The organism is Mesorhizobium sp. M1428 (assembly GCF_040317515.1).
Classification (GTDB): Bacteria; Pseudomonadota; Alphaproteobacteria; order Rhizobiales; family Rhizobiaceae; genus Mesorhizobium.
The window spans coordinates 18,290-35,307 of sequence record NZ_JAMYKT010000017.1; the positions used below are offsets into that span (position 1 = coordinate 18,290).

At 63.0% G+C, this 17,018-nt stretch carries 19 protein-coding genes and 1 pseudogene; 9 read left to right on the top strand and 11 right to left on the bottom strand.

What is annotated here, in order from left to right; genetic code table 11:
• Window positions 1-19 precede the first annotated feature (19 nt).
• Complete coding sequence (locus NKG60_RS22275) at window positions 20-427, top strand: hypothetical protein (protein ID WP_352666268.1); 408 nt, start codon at window positions 20-22, stop codon at window positions 425-427.
• Between the two features lie 18 nt (window positions 428-445).
• Entirely contained in the window at window positions 446-1,165 is a 720-nt protein-coding gene (locus NKG60_RS22280; RefSeq protein ID WP_023678491.1) for a helix-turn-helix transcriptional regulator, read from the top strand.
• A gap of 61 nt (window positions 1,166-1,226) precedes the next feature.
• Here the strand turns inward: NKG60_RS22280 and NKG60_RS22285 are convergent, their stop codons facing one another.
• From NKG60_RS22285 to NKG60_RS22295, 3 genes are all read right to left on the bottom strand, one after another.
• Entirely contained in the window at window positions 1,227-1,922 is a 696-nt protein-coding gene (locus tag NKG60_RS22285; protein ID WP_292655650.1) for a DUF1013 domain-containing protein, read from the bottom strand.
• A 353-nt stretch (window positions 1,923-2,275) separates the two neighbouring features.
• Window positions 2,276-2,416 carry a DUF1127 domain-containing protein gene (locus NKG60_RS22290; RefSeq protein WP_023678493.1) on the bottom strand — a complete coding sequence of 47 codons (141 nt, stop codon included), beginning with the start codon at window positions 2,414-2,416 and terminating at the stop codon, window positions 2,276-2,278.
• A 164-nt stretch (window positions 2,417-2,580) separates the two neighbouring features.
• Window positions 2,581-3,591, bottom strand: a complete 1,011-nt coding sequence (locus NKG60_RS22295) for an NAD(P)H-quinone oxidoreductase (RefSeq protein WP_352867083.1) — start codon at window positions 3,589-3,591, stop codon at window positions 2,581-2,583.
• A gap of 124 nt (window positions 3,592-3,715) precedes the next feature.
• Between NKG60_RS22295 and NKG60_RS22300 the strand changes: the two genes are divergently transcribed.
• The 3 genes from NKG60_RS22300 (at window position 3,716) to NKG60_RS22310 (ending at window position 5,573) form a co-directional block, all read left to right on the top strand.
• Window positions 3,716-3,910, top strand: coding sequence for a DUF1192 domain-containing protein (locus NKG60_RS22300; RefSeq protein WP_023678495.1), 195 nt, complete (start codon window positions 3,716-3,718; stop codon window positions 3,908-3,910).
• A 96-nt stretch (window positions 3,911-4,006) separates the two neighbouring features.
• Window positions 4,007-5,254, top strand: a complete 1,248-nt coding sequence (locus NKG60_RS22305; RefSeq protein WP_352465767.1) for an MFS transporter — start codon at window positions 4,007-4,009, stop codon at window positions 5,252-5,254.
• A gap of 31 nt (window positions 5,255-5,285) precedes the next feature.
• Window positions 5,286-5,573, top strand: a complete 288-nt coding sequence (locus NKG60_RS22310; protein WP_023678497.1) for an ArsR/SmtB family transcription factor — start codon at window positions 5,286-5,288, stop codon at window positions 5,571-5,573.
• A 142-nt stretch (window positions 5,574-5,715) separates the two neighbouring features.
• Here NKG60_RS22310 and NKG60_RS22315 read toward each other — a convergent pair.
• Window positions 5,716-6,371, bottom strand: a pseudogene (locus NKG60_RS22315) (glutathione S-transferase family protein).
• Between the two features lie 54 nt (window positions 6,372-6,425).
• Window positions 6,426-7,277 carry an alpha/beta fold hydrolase gene (locus tag NKG60_RS22320; protein WP_352975599.1) on the bottom strand — a complete coding sequence of 284 codons (852 nt, stop codon included), beginning with the start codon at window positions 7,275-7,277 and terminating at the stop codon, window positions 6,426-6,428.
• A gap of 96 nt (window positions 7,278-7,373) precedes the next feature.
• On the opposite strand from NKG60_RS22320, the gene NKG60_RS22325 reads away from it, so the two are divergent.
• The 3 genes from NKG60_RS22325 to NKG60_RS22335 all read left to right on the top strand — a co-directional run bounded on the left by NKG60_RS22325 (window position 7,374) and on the right by NKG60_RS22335 (window position 8,731).
• Window positions 7,374-7,898, top strand: a complete 525-nt coding sequence (locus NKG60_RS22325; protein ID WP_352666276.1) for a winged helix-turn-helix transcriptional regulator — start codon at window positions 7,374-7,376, stop codon at window positions 7,896-7,898.
• A gap of 76 nt (window positions 7,899-7,974) precedes the next feature.
• Complete coding sequence (locus NKG60_RS22330; protein WP_023678501.1) at window positions 7,975-8,205, top strand: hypothetical protein; 231 nt, start codon at window positions 7,975-7,977, stop codon at window positions 8,203-8,205.
• 94 nt (window positions 8,206-8,299) lie between these two features.
• Window positions 8,300-8,731, top strand: coding sequence for a GlcG/HbpS family heme-binding protein (locus tag NKG60_RS22335; protein WP_352666278.1), 432 nt, complete (start codon window positions 8,300-8,302; stop codon window positions 8,729-8,731).
• Between the two features lie 10 nt (window positions 8,732-8,741).
• On the opposite strand, the gene NKG60_RS22340 is transcribed toward NKG60_RS22335, so the two are convergent.
• From NKG60_RS22340 to NKG60_RS22350, 3 genes are all read right to left on the bottom strand, one after another.
• Window positions 8,742-9,143, bottom strand: a complete 402-nt coding sequence (locus NKG60_RS22340) for a hypothetical protein (RefSeq protein WP_023720966.1) — start codon at window positions 9,141-9,143, stop codon at window positions 8,742-8,744.
• A 199-nt stretch (window positions 9,144-9,342) separates the two neighbouring features.
• A complete protein-coding gene (gene rpmF / locus NKG60_RS22345; protein ID WP_006203806.1) occupies window positions 9,343-9,525 on the bottom strand; it encodes a 50S ribosomal protein L32 in 183 nt (60 codons plus the stop codon).
• 139 nt (window positions 9,526-9,664) lie between these two features.
• Window positions 9,665-10,423, bottom strand: coding sequence for a biosynthetic peptidoglycan transglycosylase (locus NKG60_RS22350; protein ID WP_352540340.1), 759 nt, complete (start codon window positions 10,421-10,423; stop codon window positions 9,665-9,667).
• A 97-nt stretch (window positions 10,424-10,520) separates the two neighbouring features.
• Here NKG60_RS22350 and NKG60_RS22355 point away from each other — a divergent pair, with 97 nt between their 5' ends.
• The gene (locus NKG60_RS22355; RefSeq protein ID WP_473600023.1) at window positions 10,521-11,420 is read left to right on the top strand and encodes a polyprenyl synthetase family protein; all 900 of its coding nucleotides are present in this window, start codon (window positions 10,521-10,523) and stop codon (window positions 11,418-11,420) included.
• 168 nt (window positions 11,421-11,588) lie between these two features.
• On the opposite strand, the gene NKG60_RS22360 is transcribed toward NKG60_RS22355, so the two are convergent.
• The 3 genes from NKG60_RS22360 to tkt form a co-directional block, all read right to left on the bottom strand.
• The gene (locus tag NKG60_RS22360) at window positions 11,589-13,478 is read right to left on the bottom strand and encodes a potassium/proton antiporter (RefSeq protein WP_352666279.1); all 1,890 of its coding nucleotides are present in this window, start codon (window positions 13,476-13,478) and stop codon (window positions 11,589-11,591) included.
• Window positions 13,479-13,694: 216 nt separating this feature from the next.
• Window positions 13,695-14,705, bottom strand: coding sequence for a type I glyceraldehyde-3-phosphate dehydrogenase (gene gap, locus NKG60_RS22365; protein WP_352465773.1), 1,011 nt, complete (start codon window positions 14,703-14,705; stop codon window positions 13,695-13,697).
• Between the two features lie 158 nt (window positions 14,706-14,863).
• Complete coding sequence (gene tkt / locus NKG60_RS22370; protein WP_352666281.1) at window positions 14,864-16,855, bottom strand: transketolase; 1,992 nt, start codon at window positions 16,853-16,855, stop codon at window positions 14,864-14,866.
• Window positions 16,856-17,018: the final 163 nt, after the last annotated feature.

The window sequence follows — 17,018 nt, forward strand, 5'->3', positions numbered from 1 at the left end:
ATGGCCGAGAGGACGATCGATGAAAAGCTGGAACGACAGGCTGAACACGCCTGGCATCAACGGCATAAAACCGTCGCCACGCACCATCGGCGACGTCGTCGAAGGCCAGCCGATGCTCGTTCCTACAGCTCGCCAGGTCGATGCATTCATCCGCCCCATCCCCGAAGGCATGGAAATGGATATCCGCGCTTTGCGCACCGCTCTCGCCATCGAGCACGGTGCCGAGGTGACATGTCCGGTCACCATCGGCTATCATCTGAGCACCGTCGACGAGGCCGCCAACGAGGATCTTGAGCGCGGCATGGCGCTGAGCGACATTGCGCCGTTCTGGCGAGTGCTCGACGCAAGCACGCCGATAACGAGAAAACTGTCCTTCGGCGCGGCCTTCGTTGCCGCGCAGCGCAAGAGCGAAGGGCTGAAACGATAGACGCCGAGGGACCATACGATGCGCCGCGCCGACAGGCTCTTCCAGATCGTGCAGCATCTGCGTGGTGGCCGTCTGGTCACCGCCCAGAAGCTGGGCACGTGGCTCGAGGTTTCCGAGCGGACGATCTATCGCGACATCGCCGACCTGCAGTCGACCGGCGTGCCGATCGACGGCGAGGCTGGTGTCGGCTACATGATGAGGGAGGGTTTCGACCTTCCGCCGCTGATGTTCACGCGTGACGAGATCGTCGCGCTGGTCGCCGGCGCCCGCATGGTGCGCGCCTTTGGCGGCGCGGCCATGGCGCGAGCCGCCGACGAGGCGCTGGTCAAGATCGGCGCCGTGTTGCCCGACGCCGAAAAGGACCGCATCGCCCGTACCGAGATCCACACGCCGATGTGGGTGGTAAGCGATGCCGCCCGCGAAGCCATCGACCTGATCGAGCGGTCCATCGAGAAACGTCAGGTGCTGACCATCGACTATTCGGATGAGGCCGGCCGCAGCACCGCGCGCGACATCCGCCCGCTCGGCCTGTGGTTCTGGGGCAAGGTGTGGACCTTGGTCGCCTGGTGCGAGATGCGCGGCGATTTCCGCGCCTTCCGCATCGACCGCATCGCCTCGGTGGTCATCGCCGGCCGCACCTTCAAGCCGGAGCGCGGCAAGCAGCTCGCCGATTTCTACCGCGCGGTGGAACGCAGCGAGGACTACGGCATGGCGCCGGACCGGGCGGCGCGAAGCTGACACGGAAGATCACAAAAAAAAGCCCGCTTGAAAGCGGGCTTTTTTGTTGTGGATGCGAGACCTACTCCTCTTCGTCGGCGTCCTTGTCCTTCGACTTCAGCGCCGAAAGCTTGGCGAAGACGGCGTTGGCGTCGAGTTCGCGGTCCTCGTCCTTCGGCTTTTCCGGCGCCGGCACCAGCCGTTCGGTCAAGGCGGCCGGCAGCAGCGTATCGCCGACCGGCTGCGCCTGCTCGCGGCCGCGCGAGGCGCGGTTGATTTCCATGTCGAGGTCGATCTGCGACGTCAGGCCGAGTGTCACCGGATCCATCGGCTGGAGATTGGCGGAGTTCCAGTGCTTTCTGTCGCGGATCTGGTCGATTGTCGACTTCGTCGTGCCGACAAGGCGGGCAATCTGCGCATCCTTGAGCTCGGGATGGTTGCGCACCAGCCAGAGGATGGCGTTGGGCCGGTCCTGGCGCTTCGACAGCGGCGTATAGCGCGGACCCTTGCGCTTGGATTCCGGCACCCGCACCTTGGGATCGGAGAGCTTCAGCCGGTGGTTCGGGTCCTTCTCGGCGCGCGCGATCTCGTCGCGAGTGAGCTGGCCGGTCATGATCGGGTCCATGCCCTTGATGCCTTGCGCCGACTCGCCGTCGGCGATCGCCTTGACTTCAAGCGGATGCAGTCCGCAGAACTGCGCGATCTGCTCGAAGGAAAGCGCTGTGTTGTCAACCAGCCAGACGGCGGTCGCCTTTGGCATCAGCAGCGTATTGGCCATTACAAAAATCCTTCTCGTTCGCCCGCGTTCCCGCGCGGGCGGTGGTTTAGAGCCACCAAAATGGGAAAATCGCGGTCTATATAACCGCTCGCTCGCCGTTTCGCAATGATTTTGGCAGGCGCGCGCCAAGGACGGCACGGCACCGCGACCGGCAGACCGCGAAGGGTCGGCAGATGACGCCATGCAATCGGAGCTTCAAAAAGACAAAGCCCGCCAGACCAAGGTCGGGCGGGCTCGGAACCGGCGACGGAAATCCGTCTGCTGCGGCTCTGGCTTCTAAGGCTTGATCCCGAACCGCGGCTCGGCGTTGCGGAAAAGCAGCGCCCGGTCTTTGGGCGGGATCGTCCTCGAGATCAAAGCCCTTTGCGGGCGATTCTTTCGATATCGCCGCGGTTGATGCCGAGGTCGTTGAGCTGACGAGCGTTCAGCCGGTTCAGTTCGCGCACGGTTTCGTTGTACATGCGCCAGTTACGGAAAGCGCGGATCGGGTTCATGGTAGTCCTCCATTTCGTTGGATCATTCGTTTCGATGACGCGTAAATAGGCATCGCTGCTCAGGAATTGAACAGACGCTTTTGCATGGCCGCAATGCGTTTGTTGCATTGCAGCATTAAGCTTTCGTTCAGCCTGTTGGGGCGTGCGTCTCGGACGATACGTTCCTAGCCGACGTCGAGCACGATCTTGCCGATATGTTCGCCGTCTTCCATCCGCTCATGCGCCCGCCAGGCCTCCTTGAGCGGGAAGATCATATCCATGACGGGCGCCACCTTGCGGCTGCCGAGCAACGGCCACACCTGCGCCTCGAGTGCTGCGGCGATTGCCGCCTTGAATTCGACGGTGCGCGGCCTGAGCGTCGAGCCGGTGTGGACGAGCCGCTTGACCATGAGTTTCGAGAAATCGGCGCTGGCAACCGCCCCGCCCTGCGTGGCGATCTGAACGATGCGGCCTTCCAGCGCCGCAGCCTCGTAGTTTCGCGCGACATAATCGCCGCCGACCATGTCGAGGATGACATTGGCGCCCTTGCCGCCGGTCGCCTCCTTTACCGCGGCGACGAAGTCCTCCTCGCGGTAGTTGATCGCCCGGTCGGCGCCGAGCTTGAGGCAGGCTTCGCATTTCTCCTTGCTGCCGGCGGTGGTGATGACATAGGCGCCGAAAGCGGCAGCAAGCTGGATCGCCGTGGTGCCGATACCCGACGAGCCGCCATGCACGAGCAGCGTCTCGCCGCTCTTCAGGCCGCCGCGCTCGAAGACATTGTGCCAAATAGTGAAGTAGTTTTCCGGCAGCGCCGCCGCTTCGGTGTAGGTAAAGCCGGGGGGCAGCGGCAGCACGCTGCCGGCATGAACCTTGACATATTCGGCATAGCCGCCGCCCGCCGTCAGCGCGCAGACCCGGTCGCCGACGCGCCAGCGCGATATCTCGTCACCAAGGGCAGCGACTTCGCCTGCCGCTTCCAGGCCCGGCAGATCCGACGCTCCCGGCGGTGGCGGATAGGCGCCCTTGCGCTGCTGCACGTCCGGCCGGTTGACGCCGGCGGCCCGCACCCGGATCAGGATCTCGCCGGGACCGGGAACCGGTACGTCGCGGGTTTCCGGTTTCAGCACCCGCGGCCCGCCCGGTTCCGATATGGCGATCGCCATCATCTTCGCCGGAATTTTCTGTGCGTTCGCCATGAATTTTCCCGTCGTGCTTCGCCGGTTTCTTGTGCCAGCTCTTGCCGGCCATTTGCATCCATACCCTTGCCCTATGTATGCTCATTGGCAAATCAGGCAAATGGGCAATCACGGAGGAGCGACGATGGCGATCTTCGACGACGAACCCAAGAAGAAAGCGCGCCCGCACGAGATCGGGCAGGATCTGTCGCTGCTTTCCGTCGATGAATTGTCCGAGCGGATCGGCATCCTGCGTGACGAGATTGCCCGGCTGGAAGCCGAGCTCAAGACCAAGGGCTCCACCAAGTCGGCGGCAGAGGCGCTGTTTCGCCGCGGATAGTACTGCGGGTAATTCCAAAAGCTCGGGCACGCCGCCGAAAAGCCCGAATGCCGCTGTCTCCAGACTTGTGCCCCAAACCCCCAGCCGGATTGAAAAATGTTCGCAAGCTACAGACCGATCCTCTCGCTGCTGCGCGGCACCGCGTTCCTGCTGGCGGCATCTGGGCTGCATGGGCTGCTGTTGCCGCTGCGCGGTCAGGTGGAGGGCTTCTCGACGGCATCGCTCGGCCTGATGGGCACGGCTTGGGCTGGCGGCTTCGTCACCGGCTGCTTCTTTGCGCCACGCATCGTGCGCCGCGCCGGTCATGTCAGGGCTTTCGGTGCCTTTGCCGCATCGGGAGCGATCGTCGCATTGCTCACCGGCCTGATCATCGACGAATATACCTGGATCCTGCTGCGCGCCTTCACCGGCTTCACCATGGCGGGCGCCTTCATGGTCATCGAAAGCTGGCTCAACGAGAAAGCCACCAACGAAAACCGCGGCACCGTCTTCGGTCTCTATATGATGGTCACCTATGCCTCGATCATGGGCGGTCAGATGATCGTTGCCGGCGGCGATGTGAAATCGGCGTCGCTGTTCATGATCACTGGCATTCTGTTCTGCCTGTCGCTGATCCCGACGGCGGTCTCGACGGCGTCGCACCCCAAGCCGCTGCAGGACGTGTCGCTCGACGTCAAAGGGCTCTACATCAATTCGCCGGTATCGGCGATCGCCTGCGTGCTGATCGGCATCGCCAACGGCGCCTGGGGTACGCTTGGTGCCGTCTATGGAGCGCGCATCGGCATCTCGACAGCCGAGATCGCGCTGATGATGAGCCTGGTGGTCATTGCCGGCGCCGCCATGCAGCTTCCGGCCGGGCGGCTCTCCGACACGACGGACCGTCGTTTTGTGCTGGCGGGCGCGGCTTTCGGCGCTGCGCTGTTCGCCATCGCCATCTTCCTGTTCGAACCGCGCTCCGGCGTCTTCGTCATCGTCTGCACCGCCGCCTACGGCGCCTTCGCCTACACGCTCTATTCGATCGCGGTGGCGCATGCCAATGACCATGCGCGCTCGGAGGACTTCGTCAAAGTGTCGGGCGGCCTGCTGCTGCTTTATGGCTTCGGCACGATGATCGGTCCACTGGTGGCCGCCGGCCTGATGGGCTGGATGCGTCCCGAGGGGCTGTTCCTGGCCACTGCGCTCGCACATCTCAGCCTGGCCGGCTATACGCTGCTGCGCATCAGCCGTCGCGCGCCGGTGCCGATCGAAGGCCGCGATGCCTTCAAGACCCAGCCGGCCGATCGTTCGGTGACGCCGGAAGCGTTGCGGCTCGACCCGCGCAGAAAAGCTGAAACCGACGGTTGAGATTCGGGGCGCTTTGCCCCACAAATAAGGCATGATGCTTTCCGACGCCTTCATGGCGATTGCCGATCCCAACCGGCGCCATCTCTTGGAAGAGCTCCGGCGCGGACCGAAGACCGTCAACGAATTGGCATCCGGCTTGCCGGTGTCCCGCCCGGCCGTTTCGCAGCACCTGAAGGTCCTGCTTGATGCCGGGCTGGTCAACGCCAAGCCGGAAGGCACCAGGCGCGTCTATACGGTCAGCAATGCCGGCTTCCTGAAGCTCAACATCTGGCTCGACCAGTTCTGGGATGCGGAGCAGCTCGGTTCACCCGGAAGCTGAGGGGCGTCGTCAGCGCGTCGAGCAACTATGCAGCATCGGGCCTAGAGCAATTCCAGGAAAGTGTGAAACGGCTTTCCGTCCGGAATTGCGCAAAAACAAAGAGATAGAGCGGTTCGGCGTTTCCGTGAAACGATGAACCACTCTAGCCATTGTTGTAGGGGAAGAGCTTGAAATAAGGCTGCGCTTCCTCGATCACACGGGCAATCGACGGGCGTTGCAGCAACCGGTCGTGATAGCGCCTGACCGCAGGATATTCGTCTCCGAACGGCTCGACCTTGTTGGCGTAGAACAGCGCGGGGGCGGCAGCGCAGTCGGCCATGGTGAAGCTCGCACCCACCGCCCATGTCCTCGACGGCATGTCCTGTTCAATGACGGCGTAGGAGCTGCGCAGCTGGGTGCGCGCCTGCTCGACGCCGAACGGATCGGTCTTGCCCTCCGGCCGCAGCCGGTCGCCGACGATCTTCTGCATCGGTTCCTGGACGTAGAAGTCATAGAAGCGGTCGGCGAGCCGGGTCTGGCGAGCGAGATCGAGATCGGCGGGGATCAGTTCGACCGGCCCAGGATAATACGCGTTGAGATATTCGATGACGATCGTCGATTCCGGCACGGTCCGATCCAGCGCTTCATCACGCAGTACCGGCATCTTGCCGAGCGGCCACAATTCAGGAACGCCGCGCGCGACTGTTCATTGCCGAGATCGACAACGACGGATGTGAATGGCGTGCCGTTTTCATAGAGCGCGATCAGCGGCTTCCAGCAGAAGGAGGCCAGTGGATGAAGATGCATAGTCAGGGACATGTTTGTCGTTCCTTGGGTGGCTCGTCTCGCGGAAATTCGGTGTCGGGTCGGGTACTATTTGGCCTGGCTGTGGGTCACGATGGCATCGATGATCGCGGCCCAGTCGTCGGGATGCAGCTCGTGGCCGCCGCTCTCGATCCGGAGCAGCCTTGCACCGGCGACCGCGTCGGCAAGAGCGGCGCCATGCTCGACTGGAAAGATGGGATCGTCGGTGCCGTGGATAACGAGGAGCGGGATTTTCATGTCGCGCAGCCGACCCGTCCAGTCCTCGCCGCTCCCATCTTCGCCACTCTTGAGCATGAAATGATTGGTCGCACTTAGAAAACCGCCGGACCGGTCATAATCCTGTTCGACGAAAGCTCGCGTTCGCTGCTCGTCGAAAGAGTGCGCGGCACCGGTGAGCGCATGTGCGTCCTTGACGATGAAATCGACCACTTGGCCACGGTCCGACCAGTCGACCTTGGCGCCTTCGGCCGAGTGTTTCCTATAGGCCTCGGTGGTTCCGGGCAGATGCGAAGTATCGATGCCCAGGGGCGAGCTGCTGATCACCGTCAGCGAAGTGACGCGCGACGGGTATTTCAACGCAACGAGCTGCGCGATCATGCCGCCCATCGACATGCCGACCACATGCGCCTTTCGGATTCCATGGTCGTCAAGGACGCGGATGGCATCGTCCGCCATGTCGTCGAATGTATAAGGCGGCTCGCTCGGCGCGTATTTGGTCGAACGGCCGGTATCGCGATTGTCATAGCGGATCACGAAGCGACCTTCGCCGGCCAGCTTCCGGCAAAACGCTTCGGGCCACCAGAGCATGGAAGCCATGGCGCCCATGATCAACAATACCGCCGGATGGGCCGGATCGCCGAGGGTCTGGGATACGATTTCGGGGTGTTCGGCGTTTTTCATGGCTTTCCTCCTTCGGCTTCCAATCCGATTGCATTTCGCAATCAGTTGCACGATAGTAAAACCGATACGATAATGCAACCGGTTTTGGAGATTCGCATGAACATCGATCGTCGGTCCGGATGCCCCATCAACCTGTCGCTCGAAGTGTTCGGCGACCGGTGGAGCCTGATCATCCTTCGCGACATCATCTTCGGCGGCAGACGCCACTTTCGCGAACTGCTCAACGGCTCGATGGAGGGCATCGCCTCCAACATCCTCGCCGACCGGCTGAAGCGGCTGATGGAGCTCGGCATGCTGACCAAGGCGGATGATCCCTCCCACAAGCAGAAGGTGATCTACAGTCTGACCGAAATGGCGATCACGCTGGTGCCGATCCTGGCGCATCTCGGCGCCTGGGGCCGGGTCTGGCTGCCGGTCAGCGAAGAGCTCTCTATCCGTGCCGAGCTTCTGGAAAAAGGCGGCCCGCCGATGTGGGATAAGTTCATGAACGAGTTGCGCCACGAGCATCTGGGTGCGTCTCCTGCGCCATCCGAGCCCACCGTCCGCGCGACTTTGCAGGCCGGATACGATGCGGTGATCGCCCGCAACGCGCGGGGCATCGGCTGCGATCTGGCGCCATGACCAACATATTTTCCCAATTGCGGGCTGGCTCTGCTATCAAGGGGCTGAAGATAATTCACGGGATTGGATAACGCTCTTGGTCGAGAACTCTAAGGACACTGCCCGTGCGCGGGCCGATTTGCGGTTCAAGAAACAGGAAGAGGCAGCCACGGTCCGCCAGAAGGCGATGGCGGAATATGTCGCCGAGAGCGACGCTCGCCAAGCCAAGACCAACAAGCTGCGGGCGCTGCGCCTCGCCAAGGAAGCGGAAGACCTAGCCAATGCGCCTCCCGCCCCGGTGAAGAAGCCTCGCGCCAAGAAAAAATAAACCGGCGCTCCCAGACGCATGCTTCATTTCGCACACGAAACAGTTCACCGGGATGTTTCTGCCGGTTGATAACTGGCGCGTTTAGGAGACCGGCATGACCGCACTGACGCTCGACAAAGCCCTTGAAATCATCGCCGCCGCCTTTGCCAAGGGTGCCGAGCTCAAGCTCAGGCCGCTTGGCGTCTCGGTGCTCGACGCCGGCGCCCATCTGGTCGCGTTCCAGCGTCAGGACGGCGCCTCGTTCCTGCGTCCGCAAATGTCGGCCGGTAAGGCCTATGGCGCACTCGGTATCGGCATGGGCTCGCGCCGGGTGGAAGCTTTCGCCAGGGAGCGCCCGCATCTGATCGCCGGCATCTCCGACGTGTCGGGCGGGCGCATCCTGGCGGTCGTCGGCGGCGTGCTGATCCGCGACGAGGCTGGTACGATCATCGGCGCGGTCGGTATTTCCGGCGATACGTCCGACAATGACGAAACGGCAGCCATCGCCGGCATCGAGGCGGCTGGCTTTAGCGCCGACCCGGGCTGAGCCGGGATCCTTAATTCATGTTGATGTCGCGGCTGGCCGACCGCATCGACACCGAAAAGCCGGCCAGCACATCGATCAGCGCTATGACCATCAGTGTGAAGAAAACGGAATGGGCGGCGCCCTTCACCAGCAGGAACTCGACCAGATAGGCCACAAAGACGAAGGTCGACAAAAGGTGGTCCATGATCGAGGCATTTGTCGTGCGCGTCGATTTCACCACTTCGACGAACAAGAAGATCAGTGCGATCAGCACGATGAGATCGCCGAGGGTCATAGAGAACACGCCACCCGACATCATCCGGACCGAAAACATTTCGGTCGCCCACGGATCGTCGCCGCTGCCGAATATTCCCAGAAGCCCGAGATTGTAGAGGATGAAAGGCACGATCAGCAGCGGGATGGCACCGAACATGTGGCGGCTCCGGTTGGACTGATCTTTGTAGAGTGCGCCCGGCGTTCGTCGTCAAGAATTTTCGTGCGGCCGATAAACACGGACAAAGACGGCGTGAAACAACAATGTCAGGCCCGACTGATATGATCGGTTGTCGCAAACGCAAAAAGACCGGCCAATGGCCGGTCGTTTCGCAACCCATAAACCGTCGAAAGCTCTCTCAGCTTTCCTTCGGCTCCAGAACCTGGCGACCGCGATACATGCCGGTCTTCAGGTCGATATGGTGCGGACGGCGCATCTCGCCGGAGTTCTTGTCCTCGACATAGGTCGGGGCCTTCAGTGCGTCGGCAGAACGGCGCATGCCGCGCTTCGACGGAGAGGTTTTTCGTTTCGGAACGGCCATGGATATGCTCCACTACATGGTCAAAACGCCCCGGCGGCCCTCGTGAAAGGGCCACATCAGGGGCCGGAATCTGAGAAAGTCGGGTGCCTATACACGCCCGACGGCGTTTTGGCCAGCGTCGCCGTGTTTTTTTTTGACACTATCGCAGGCAACCGACGTAGGCGCCTGCGCGGCCTGCGCGCCGTTCGATCAATGCGGCAAGCCGCCTCAGTCCCGGCCCAGGCTTTGCCGGATTGCGCACGATCGGATTCGGCAAGGTGACGGCAAGCAGCGCTGCCTGCCGGCGCGACAGCTGTTTTGCCGAGACGCCGAAATGATGCTGGGCGGCGGCCTCGATGCCGTAGATGCCCGGTCCCCATTCGGCGATGTTGAGGTAGATCTCCATGATCCGCCGTTTCGACAGCACCGCATCGAAATAGACGGCCAGCGGCAGTTCGACGACCTTACGGACCGAGCCCAACGGCCGCGACCATAGATAAAGGTTCTTTACCGTCTGCATGGTGATGGTCGAGGCGCCACGCGTCATCTCGCCGGCAAGCGCATCGTCAACGACGCCGCGCAACTCGCCCAGATCGACGCCGCGATGGAAACAGAACTGCCCGTCCTCCGACATGATGACCGAATATGCCAGCACCGGCGCGACATCGTCGATGGAAACCCAGCGCCGATCGTAGCCGGAAAACGTCGCCAGGTCCTTCAGCATCAATGTCGACACCGGATGCACGAATGACGGCAGGTACAGGAAGGTCAGCACCACCGGCACCAGCGCCAGCACGACGGCGACGGCGATGCCGCGCCGGACCCAGCGTTGAAGACCGATGCGGCTGCCGCGTCTCGGTCTCGCCATGTCCAACCCTTCGGTTTCGTGATCGACGATCGGTTCCGCCAAGCCACCCAATCCGCGCTGCTCCCTGCCCCCGGCATAATGGCGCTTGGCTTCTTGCGCAACGTCTGAGTGTCGGCTACCGCTCCCGACCATGACGAAAGACGACCAAATGGCATTCGAAGCTGCACTTATTGCCCGGGCAGTTCCGCTCGAGGCGCTGCTGAGGCGATTGCTCGACGGACGGACGCTTTCAGGCGAGGTCGCGCGGCCCGAACGCCTGATGGCGGCCATGCGACATGGCGTGCTGAACGGCGGCAAACGACTGCGTCCCTTCTTGGTCATGGAAAGTGCTGCACTATTTTCAGCCGACGGCGAGGCGGCGCTGCGCGTCGCGGCGGCGCTCGAATGCGTGCACTGCTATTCGCTCATCCATGACGATCTGCCGGCCATGGACGACGACGATCTGCGCCGCGGCCAGCCGACTGTACACAGGGCTTTCGATGAGGCGACCGCCATTCTTGCGGGCGACGCCTTATTGACGCTTGCTTTCGACATCCTTGCCGACGATGCGACAATGCTGCCGGCCGAGCGTAGGGCAGGGTTGGTGCTGGCTCTGGCCCGCGCCGCCGGGGCGGGAAGCATGGTCGGCGGCCAGATGCTCGATCTCGAGGCCGAACAAGGCCGGCCGGACGAGGCCGGCATCATCCGGCTGCAGGCGATGAAAACCGGTGCGCTGATCCGCTTTGCCTGCGAAGCGGGCGCTATCCTTGCCGGTGCGCCGTCGGGCGACCGCGAAAGGTTGGCCGAATTTGGTTCCGCGATCGGGCTTGCTTTTCAACTTGCCGACGATCTGCTCGACCTGACCGCCGACGCGCATCAGATGGGCAAGGCGACCGGCAAGGATGCCGCGGCCGGCAAGGCGACGCTGGTCGCGCTGCACGGACCGGGCTGGGCGCGGGACCAGCTCCATGGCCTCGTCGATCAGGCTCATGCGCTGCTCGAGCCCTATGGCGAACAAGCCGCGCTTCTGAAACAGGCGGCGGAGTTCGTCGCGGCCCGCAACAATTAAAGCGCCCCTATGGCGCGCCGGAGAATTGGCGACTGATCGGCCGGATGCCCTCGCAGCCGACCGATCGGGATCATTTCCGGCGATGTCGGACCACATCGGCCCGCCACGCCAGTTGCCGAGCCATTCTTCAGCCTCGCGGCCGGGTTCCGCGGCTCGGGTGGACAGCGGTCAGCCTTCGCCAGTTGTCTTTTCCACCACGGGCGGCCGAACCGGTTCCAGCTCGGCCGCCGCCTCGGCCGCCTGCGCCTCGGCTGGCTTGCGCCGGTTGCGGATGAACGCGGCAATGCGGTCGCGGATTTCACCGGCGCTGAGGAATACCGGAACGCGCGCCACCGGGGCGGTCGGCTCAAAGGACAGGCCAAGGCCGGTGATCCTGCCCTTGTCGTCGACGTCGCGAACGATCAGCTCGATCGGACCGAGCAGCACGCGGTCGGCGTATTCGGCGTGGCCGCCGAGCCGCGTAGTAACCAGGTCGCCAATGCTGAGCTTGCGCTCCGCTTCGGTCAGGCCCGGCGCATAGGCGGTCTCCAGTTCCTCGGCGGAGCGTGACGGATCGACGGCGAAGGCCCCGAAGAAATCCGCGTCCTCGGGATCGACCACGGCACGGCTGGCGAACAGCTTGTCGAGCAGGCGCGGATAGCGGTCCGGCACGAAGATGTAGACATGGTCGCCGGCCGCCAGCCGGCCCATGTCCTGGAAGCGCATCGAGCGTCCGTCGCGCAACACCAGCGACGGCCGCGCCCAGCGCGGAATGCGTTCGCCGCGCGCGACCGGGCTACCAGGTGCCACGCGATAGGCGAGAAGCTCATGATGGGCGGAGCCCGGCAGTTCCAATTCGACCTTGTCGAGCGGTCCCAGCCGAGCCGGCACGATAAGGCCGAGGCGGCGTGCCAGCGGCCCGACGGTCCATCCCTGGATGATCAGCGAGACCAGCACGATGATAAAGGCGGTGTTGAAGATGAGGCGACCGTTCTCAAGGCCGCCGAGCAGCGGCGTGATGGCAAGCAGGATCGACACGGCGCCACGCAGGCCGACCCATGAGACGAAGGCGACTTCCGGGCGTGGCAGACGAAATGGCACCAGGCAGAGCCAGACCGCGATTGGCCGTGCCACAAATATCAGGAACAGGCCGAGCAGAACTGCCGGCACCAGGATCGCCGGAAATTGCGAAGGCGTCGCGAACAGGCCGAGGATCAGGAACATGATGATCTGCGCCAGCCACGACATGCCGTCCTGGAAGCGCTTGAGGATGGTGACGGCCCGGATATCGGAATTGCCGGCGATCAAGCCTGCGAGATAGACCGCCAGGAAGCCGGATCCGCCGACGGCGCCGGCGGCAGCAAACACCATCAGCGACAGCGTCAGCACGAAGATCGGCAGCAGGCCGTGATCGAGATTGAGGCGATCGACAAGGCGCACGATGGCCATGCCGCCGAGAATGCCGATGACCGCGCCGAGCCCCATGTTGACAAGGAAGCCGACGGCAAGATCGGCGACCAGCACCTTGGCCTCGGGGTGGGTGTTGGCGGCGATGACCTCGACCAGCGTGATGGTCAGGAAGATGGCGATCGGGTCATTGGTGCCGGATTCCACCTCGAGCGTGGACCGCACGCGCTCGCGCAAATTGATCTCGCCGGCGCGCAGCAGGAAGAACACCGCCGCGGCGTCGGTCGAGGCGACAGCGGCACCGAGCAGGAAGGATTCCAGCCAGGTCAGGTCGAGCAGATAATAGGCGGCGGCGCCGAACAGGCCGGTGGTCAAAAGGACGCCGAATGTGGCCAGCGACAGCGCCGGCCCGGCCGCCTGCCGCAAGGCGTTGAGCGGCGTGCCGAAGCCGGAATCGAAAAGGATGACCGCCAGCGCCAATGAGCCGGCAAAATAAGCAACTCGGGCATTGTCGAAATGGATGCCGAGACCGTCGGTTCCGGTGGCGAGGCCGATGCAGAGAAACAGCAGCAGGAGAGGGGCGCCGAAGCGGAAGGCGATCAGGCTCGAAAACGCGGCGGCAACGACAAGTGCTGCCCCAACGAGCGTCACCAGATAGATACCATGCTCCATTCGTTGGTCGCCCCTAGTCGATATGCTCAGGCATCACGGGAGAGTGGGGCGAAGACATGGCCGCTGCAAGGCAGCAGCGTGGCTTTTTGCCCCACGCTGCCGATCGTCGAAAGTTTTGGCACCCGAGCAGCGGAGCGTGCCTCGGCGGTTCGTGCTGCAACGAAAAACGCCCGGACTGAGCCGGGCGTCTTCCACGTCGAAAAGATGGTTCTGCGATCAGGCGATGGTCTTGCCGAAGGCGACGGCGGTATCGCCCATGCGGTTGGAAAAGCCCCACTCGTTGTCGTACCACGACAGCACCGAAACGAAGTTGCCGTCCATGACCTTGGTCTGGTCGAGCGCCACGATCGAGGAATGCGGATCGTGGTTGAAGTCGATCGAAACATTGGGGTGACGGGTAACGGCGAGGATGCCCTTCAGCTTGCCGTTCGAGGCAGTGATCACCGCGTCGTTGATTTCCTGGACGGTGGTCGGCCGCTTGGCGATGAACTTGAAATCGACGAGCGAGACGTTCGGGGTCGGCACGCGGATGGAGATGCCGTCGAGCTTGCCCTTGAGCTCGGGCAGTACCAGGCCGATGGCCTTGGCGGCACCGGTCGAGGTCGGAATCTGCGACAGCGCGGCGGCGCGGGCGCGGTAGAGGTCCTTGTGCATGGTGTCCAGCGTCGGCTGGTCGCCGGTGTAGGAATGGATCGTCGTCATCATGCCCTTCTCGATGCCGACCGCCTCATTCAGTACGGCCGCCAGCGGCGCCAGGCAGTTGGTGGTGCAGGAGGCGTTCGAGATGACGATGTGGTCCTTGGTCAGCTTGTCATGGTTGATGCCATAGACGACGGTGAGATCGGCGCCCTCTGCCGGAGCGGAGACGAGAACGCGCTTGGCACCGGCGGTCAGATGGGCGACGGCCTTGTCGCGGGCGGTGAAGATGCCGGTGCATTCGAGTGCGATGTCGATGCCAAGCTCCTTCCAGGGCAGTTGCGTCGGATCCTTGATCGCGGTGACTTTGAATTTTTCCTTGCCGACGATGATCTGGTCGCCGTCAACCGTCACCTCATGCGGAAAGCGGCCATGCACGCTGTCGAAGCGCAGCAGATGCGCGTTGGTCTCGACCGGGCCGAGATCGTTGACCGCGACGACGTCGATATCCTTGCGGCCTGATTCATGGATGGCGCGCAGGATGTTGCGGCCGATGCGGCCGAATCCGTTGATGGCAACTCTGACGGTCATTGTTCTCTCCCTGGGAGTTGGAGGCCGAAGATCAAGTCCGCAGCTTCATAACGGCGGACGGGCAAAGAATCCAGCCGCCGAGGCACGGATTTAAATCGATTAGTGCTCCACCGCCCGGCAAAACCGCTATGCCAGCCTTTGCCGGGCGGGGCTCACTTTCATTTGCCGTGCAGACGGGCTTCCGCCGCCTTCACCGTTACCTCGGCGGTGATGCCGAAATGCGGGTAGAGCTGTTCGATGGTGCCGGAGGCGCCGAAGCCGGTCATGCCGACAAAGATGCCGTCGGTTCCGATGAAGTGATCCCAGCCCTGACGGATGCCGGCTTCGATGGCAATCTTGAGCGGCGCATTGCCGATCGTCCTGCTGCGATAGTCGGCGCTCTGCTTGTCGAACAATTCGAAGCACGGCACCGAGACGACGCGGGTCGCGTGGCCGTGCTTTTCCAAGGCCTCGCGGGCGGCCAGCGCGATCTCCACCTCCGAGCCCGAAGCGAAGATCGTCACCGCCGCCTCGCCACTGGCGGCGACAAGTTCATAGGCGCCGCGGCTGGAGAGGTTTTCCGCAACGAAGTCGTTGCGTACCGTCGGCAGGTTCTGCCGGGTCAACGCCAATGTCGAAGGCGTCTTTTCCGACTCAATGGCCAACTGCCAGCATTCAGCGGTTTCCACCGCGTCGGCCGGGCGGAAGACATTGTGGTTCGGAATGGCGCGAAGTGCTGCCAGATGCTCGACCGGCTGATGGGTCGGGCCGTCTTCGCCAAGGCCGATGGAATCATGGGTCATGACGAAGATCGAGCGGATGCCCATCAGCGAAGCAAGCCGCATCGCCGGACGGGCATAATCGGAAAAGCACATGAAAGTGCCGCCATAGGCGATAATGCCGCCATGCAATGTCAGCCCGTTGAGTGCGGCCGCCATGCCGTGCTCGCGAACGCCGTAGTGGACGTAGCGCTGGCCGTAATCGTCGGCGGTGATGTTCTTGGTTTGGCTGGTCTTGGTGTTGTTGGAGCCGGTCAAATCGGCCGAGCCGCCGATGGTTTCGGGCACGGCGCCGTTGATGACCTCGAGCGCCATTTCCGATGACTTACGTGTGGCAACCTTCGGCTTGTCGGCGGCGAGCTTCTTCTTGTAATCGCCAATGACGGCATCGAAGTTGGCCGGCAGCGTGCCACTGATGCGGCGTTCGAACTCTGCGCGCAATTTGCCGTCGGCCTTGGCAAGGCGGCCTTCCCAGTCGGTGCGTGCCTTGACGCCGGTCCGGCCGGCGGTACGCCACGCATCGAGGATGTCGGCCGGAACCTCGAACGGCGGATAATCCCAGCCGAAGAATTTTCTGGCGCCGGCGATTTCCTCGGCGCCGAGCGGCGAGCCATGCGCCTTGTTGGTGCCGGCCTTGGTCGGCGCGCCGAAGCCGATCGTCGTCTTGCAGGCAATCATCGTCGGCTTGTCGGAGTGGCGGGCCGCCTCGATGGCATAGGCGATCGCTTCCGGGTCCTGGCCGTCGATATGGCTGGCATTCCAGCCGGACGCCTGGAAGCGGGCAACCTGATCGGTGTTGTCGGCCAGCGACACCGGGCCATCGATCGAGATGTTGTTGTTGTCCCAGAAGACGATCAGCTTGTTCAGCTTCAGATGTCCGGCAAGCGCAATGGCTTCCTGGGATACGCCTTCCATCAGGCAGCCGTCACCGGCCAGGACATAGGTGTAGTGGTCGACGAGATCGTTGCCGAAAGCGGCATTCATGATGCGCTCGCCGAGCGCGAAGCCGACCGAATTGGCAAGGCCCTGGCCGAGTGGGCCTGTCGTCGTCTCGATGCCCGCGGCATGGCCGTATTCCGGGTGGCCCGCCGTCCTCGACCCCAATTGGCGGAACTGCTTGATCTGGTCGATGGTGATGTCTTCGTAGCCGGTCAGATAGAGCAGTGAGTAAAGCAGCATCGAGCCGTGACCTGCCGAAAGGATAAAGCGGTCGCGGTCCGGCCAATGCGGGTTCTTCGGATCGTATTTGAGAAAGCGGGTGAACAGCACCGTGGCGATGTCGGCGCAGCCCATGGGCAGTCCGGGGTGGCCGGAATTTGCCTTCTCGACGGCGTCCATGGCGAGAAAACGGATCGCATTGGCCATCCGGTCATGTTGTTCGCGCGAGGTCATGCTTCCTCCAAAATGGGGGTTTGGGCCTTGGGAAAGCCCTTGAAAAGGGTGCGCGACACATAGCAGGCGCGGCCTTTTAGTCAACAAATCGGTGTGCTTTTGCCGGTCTTGTGATGGCCATGCGCGACTTACATTAGCGTTAGCAGGGGACAGTCGCGACAGC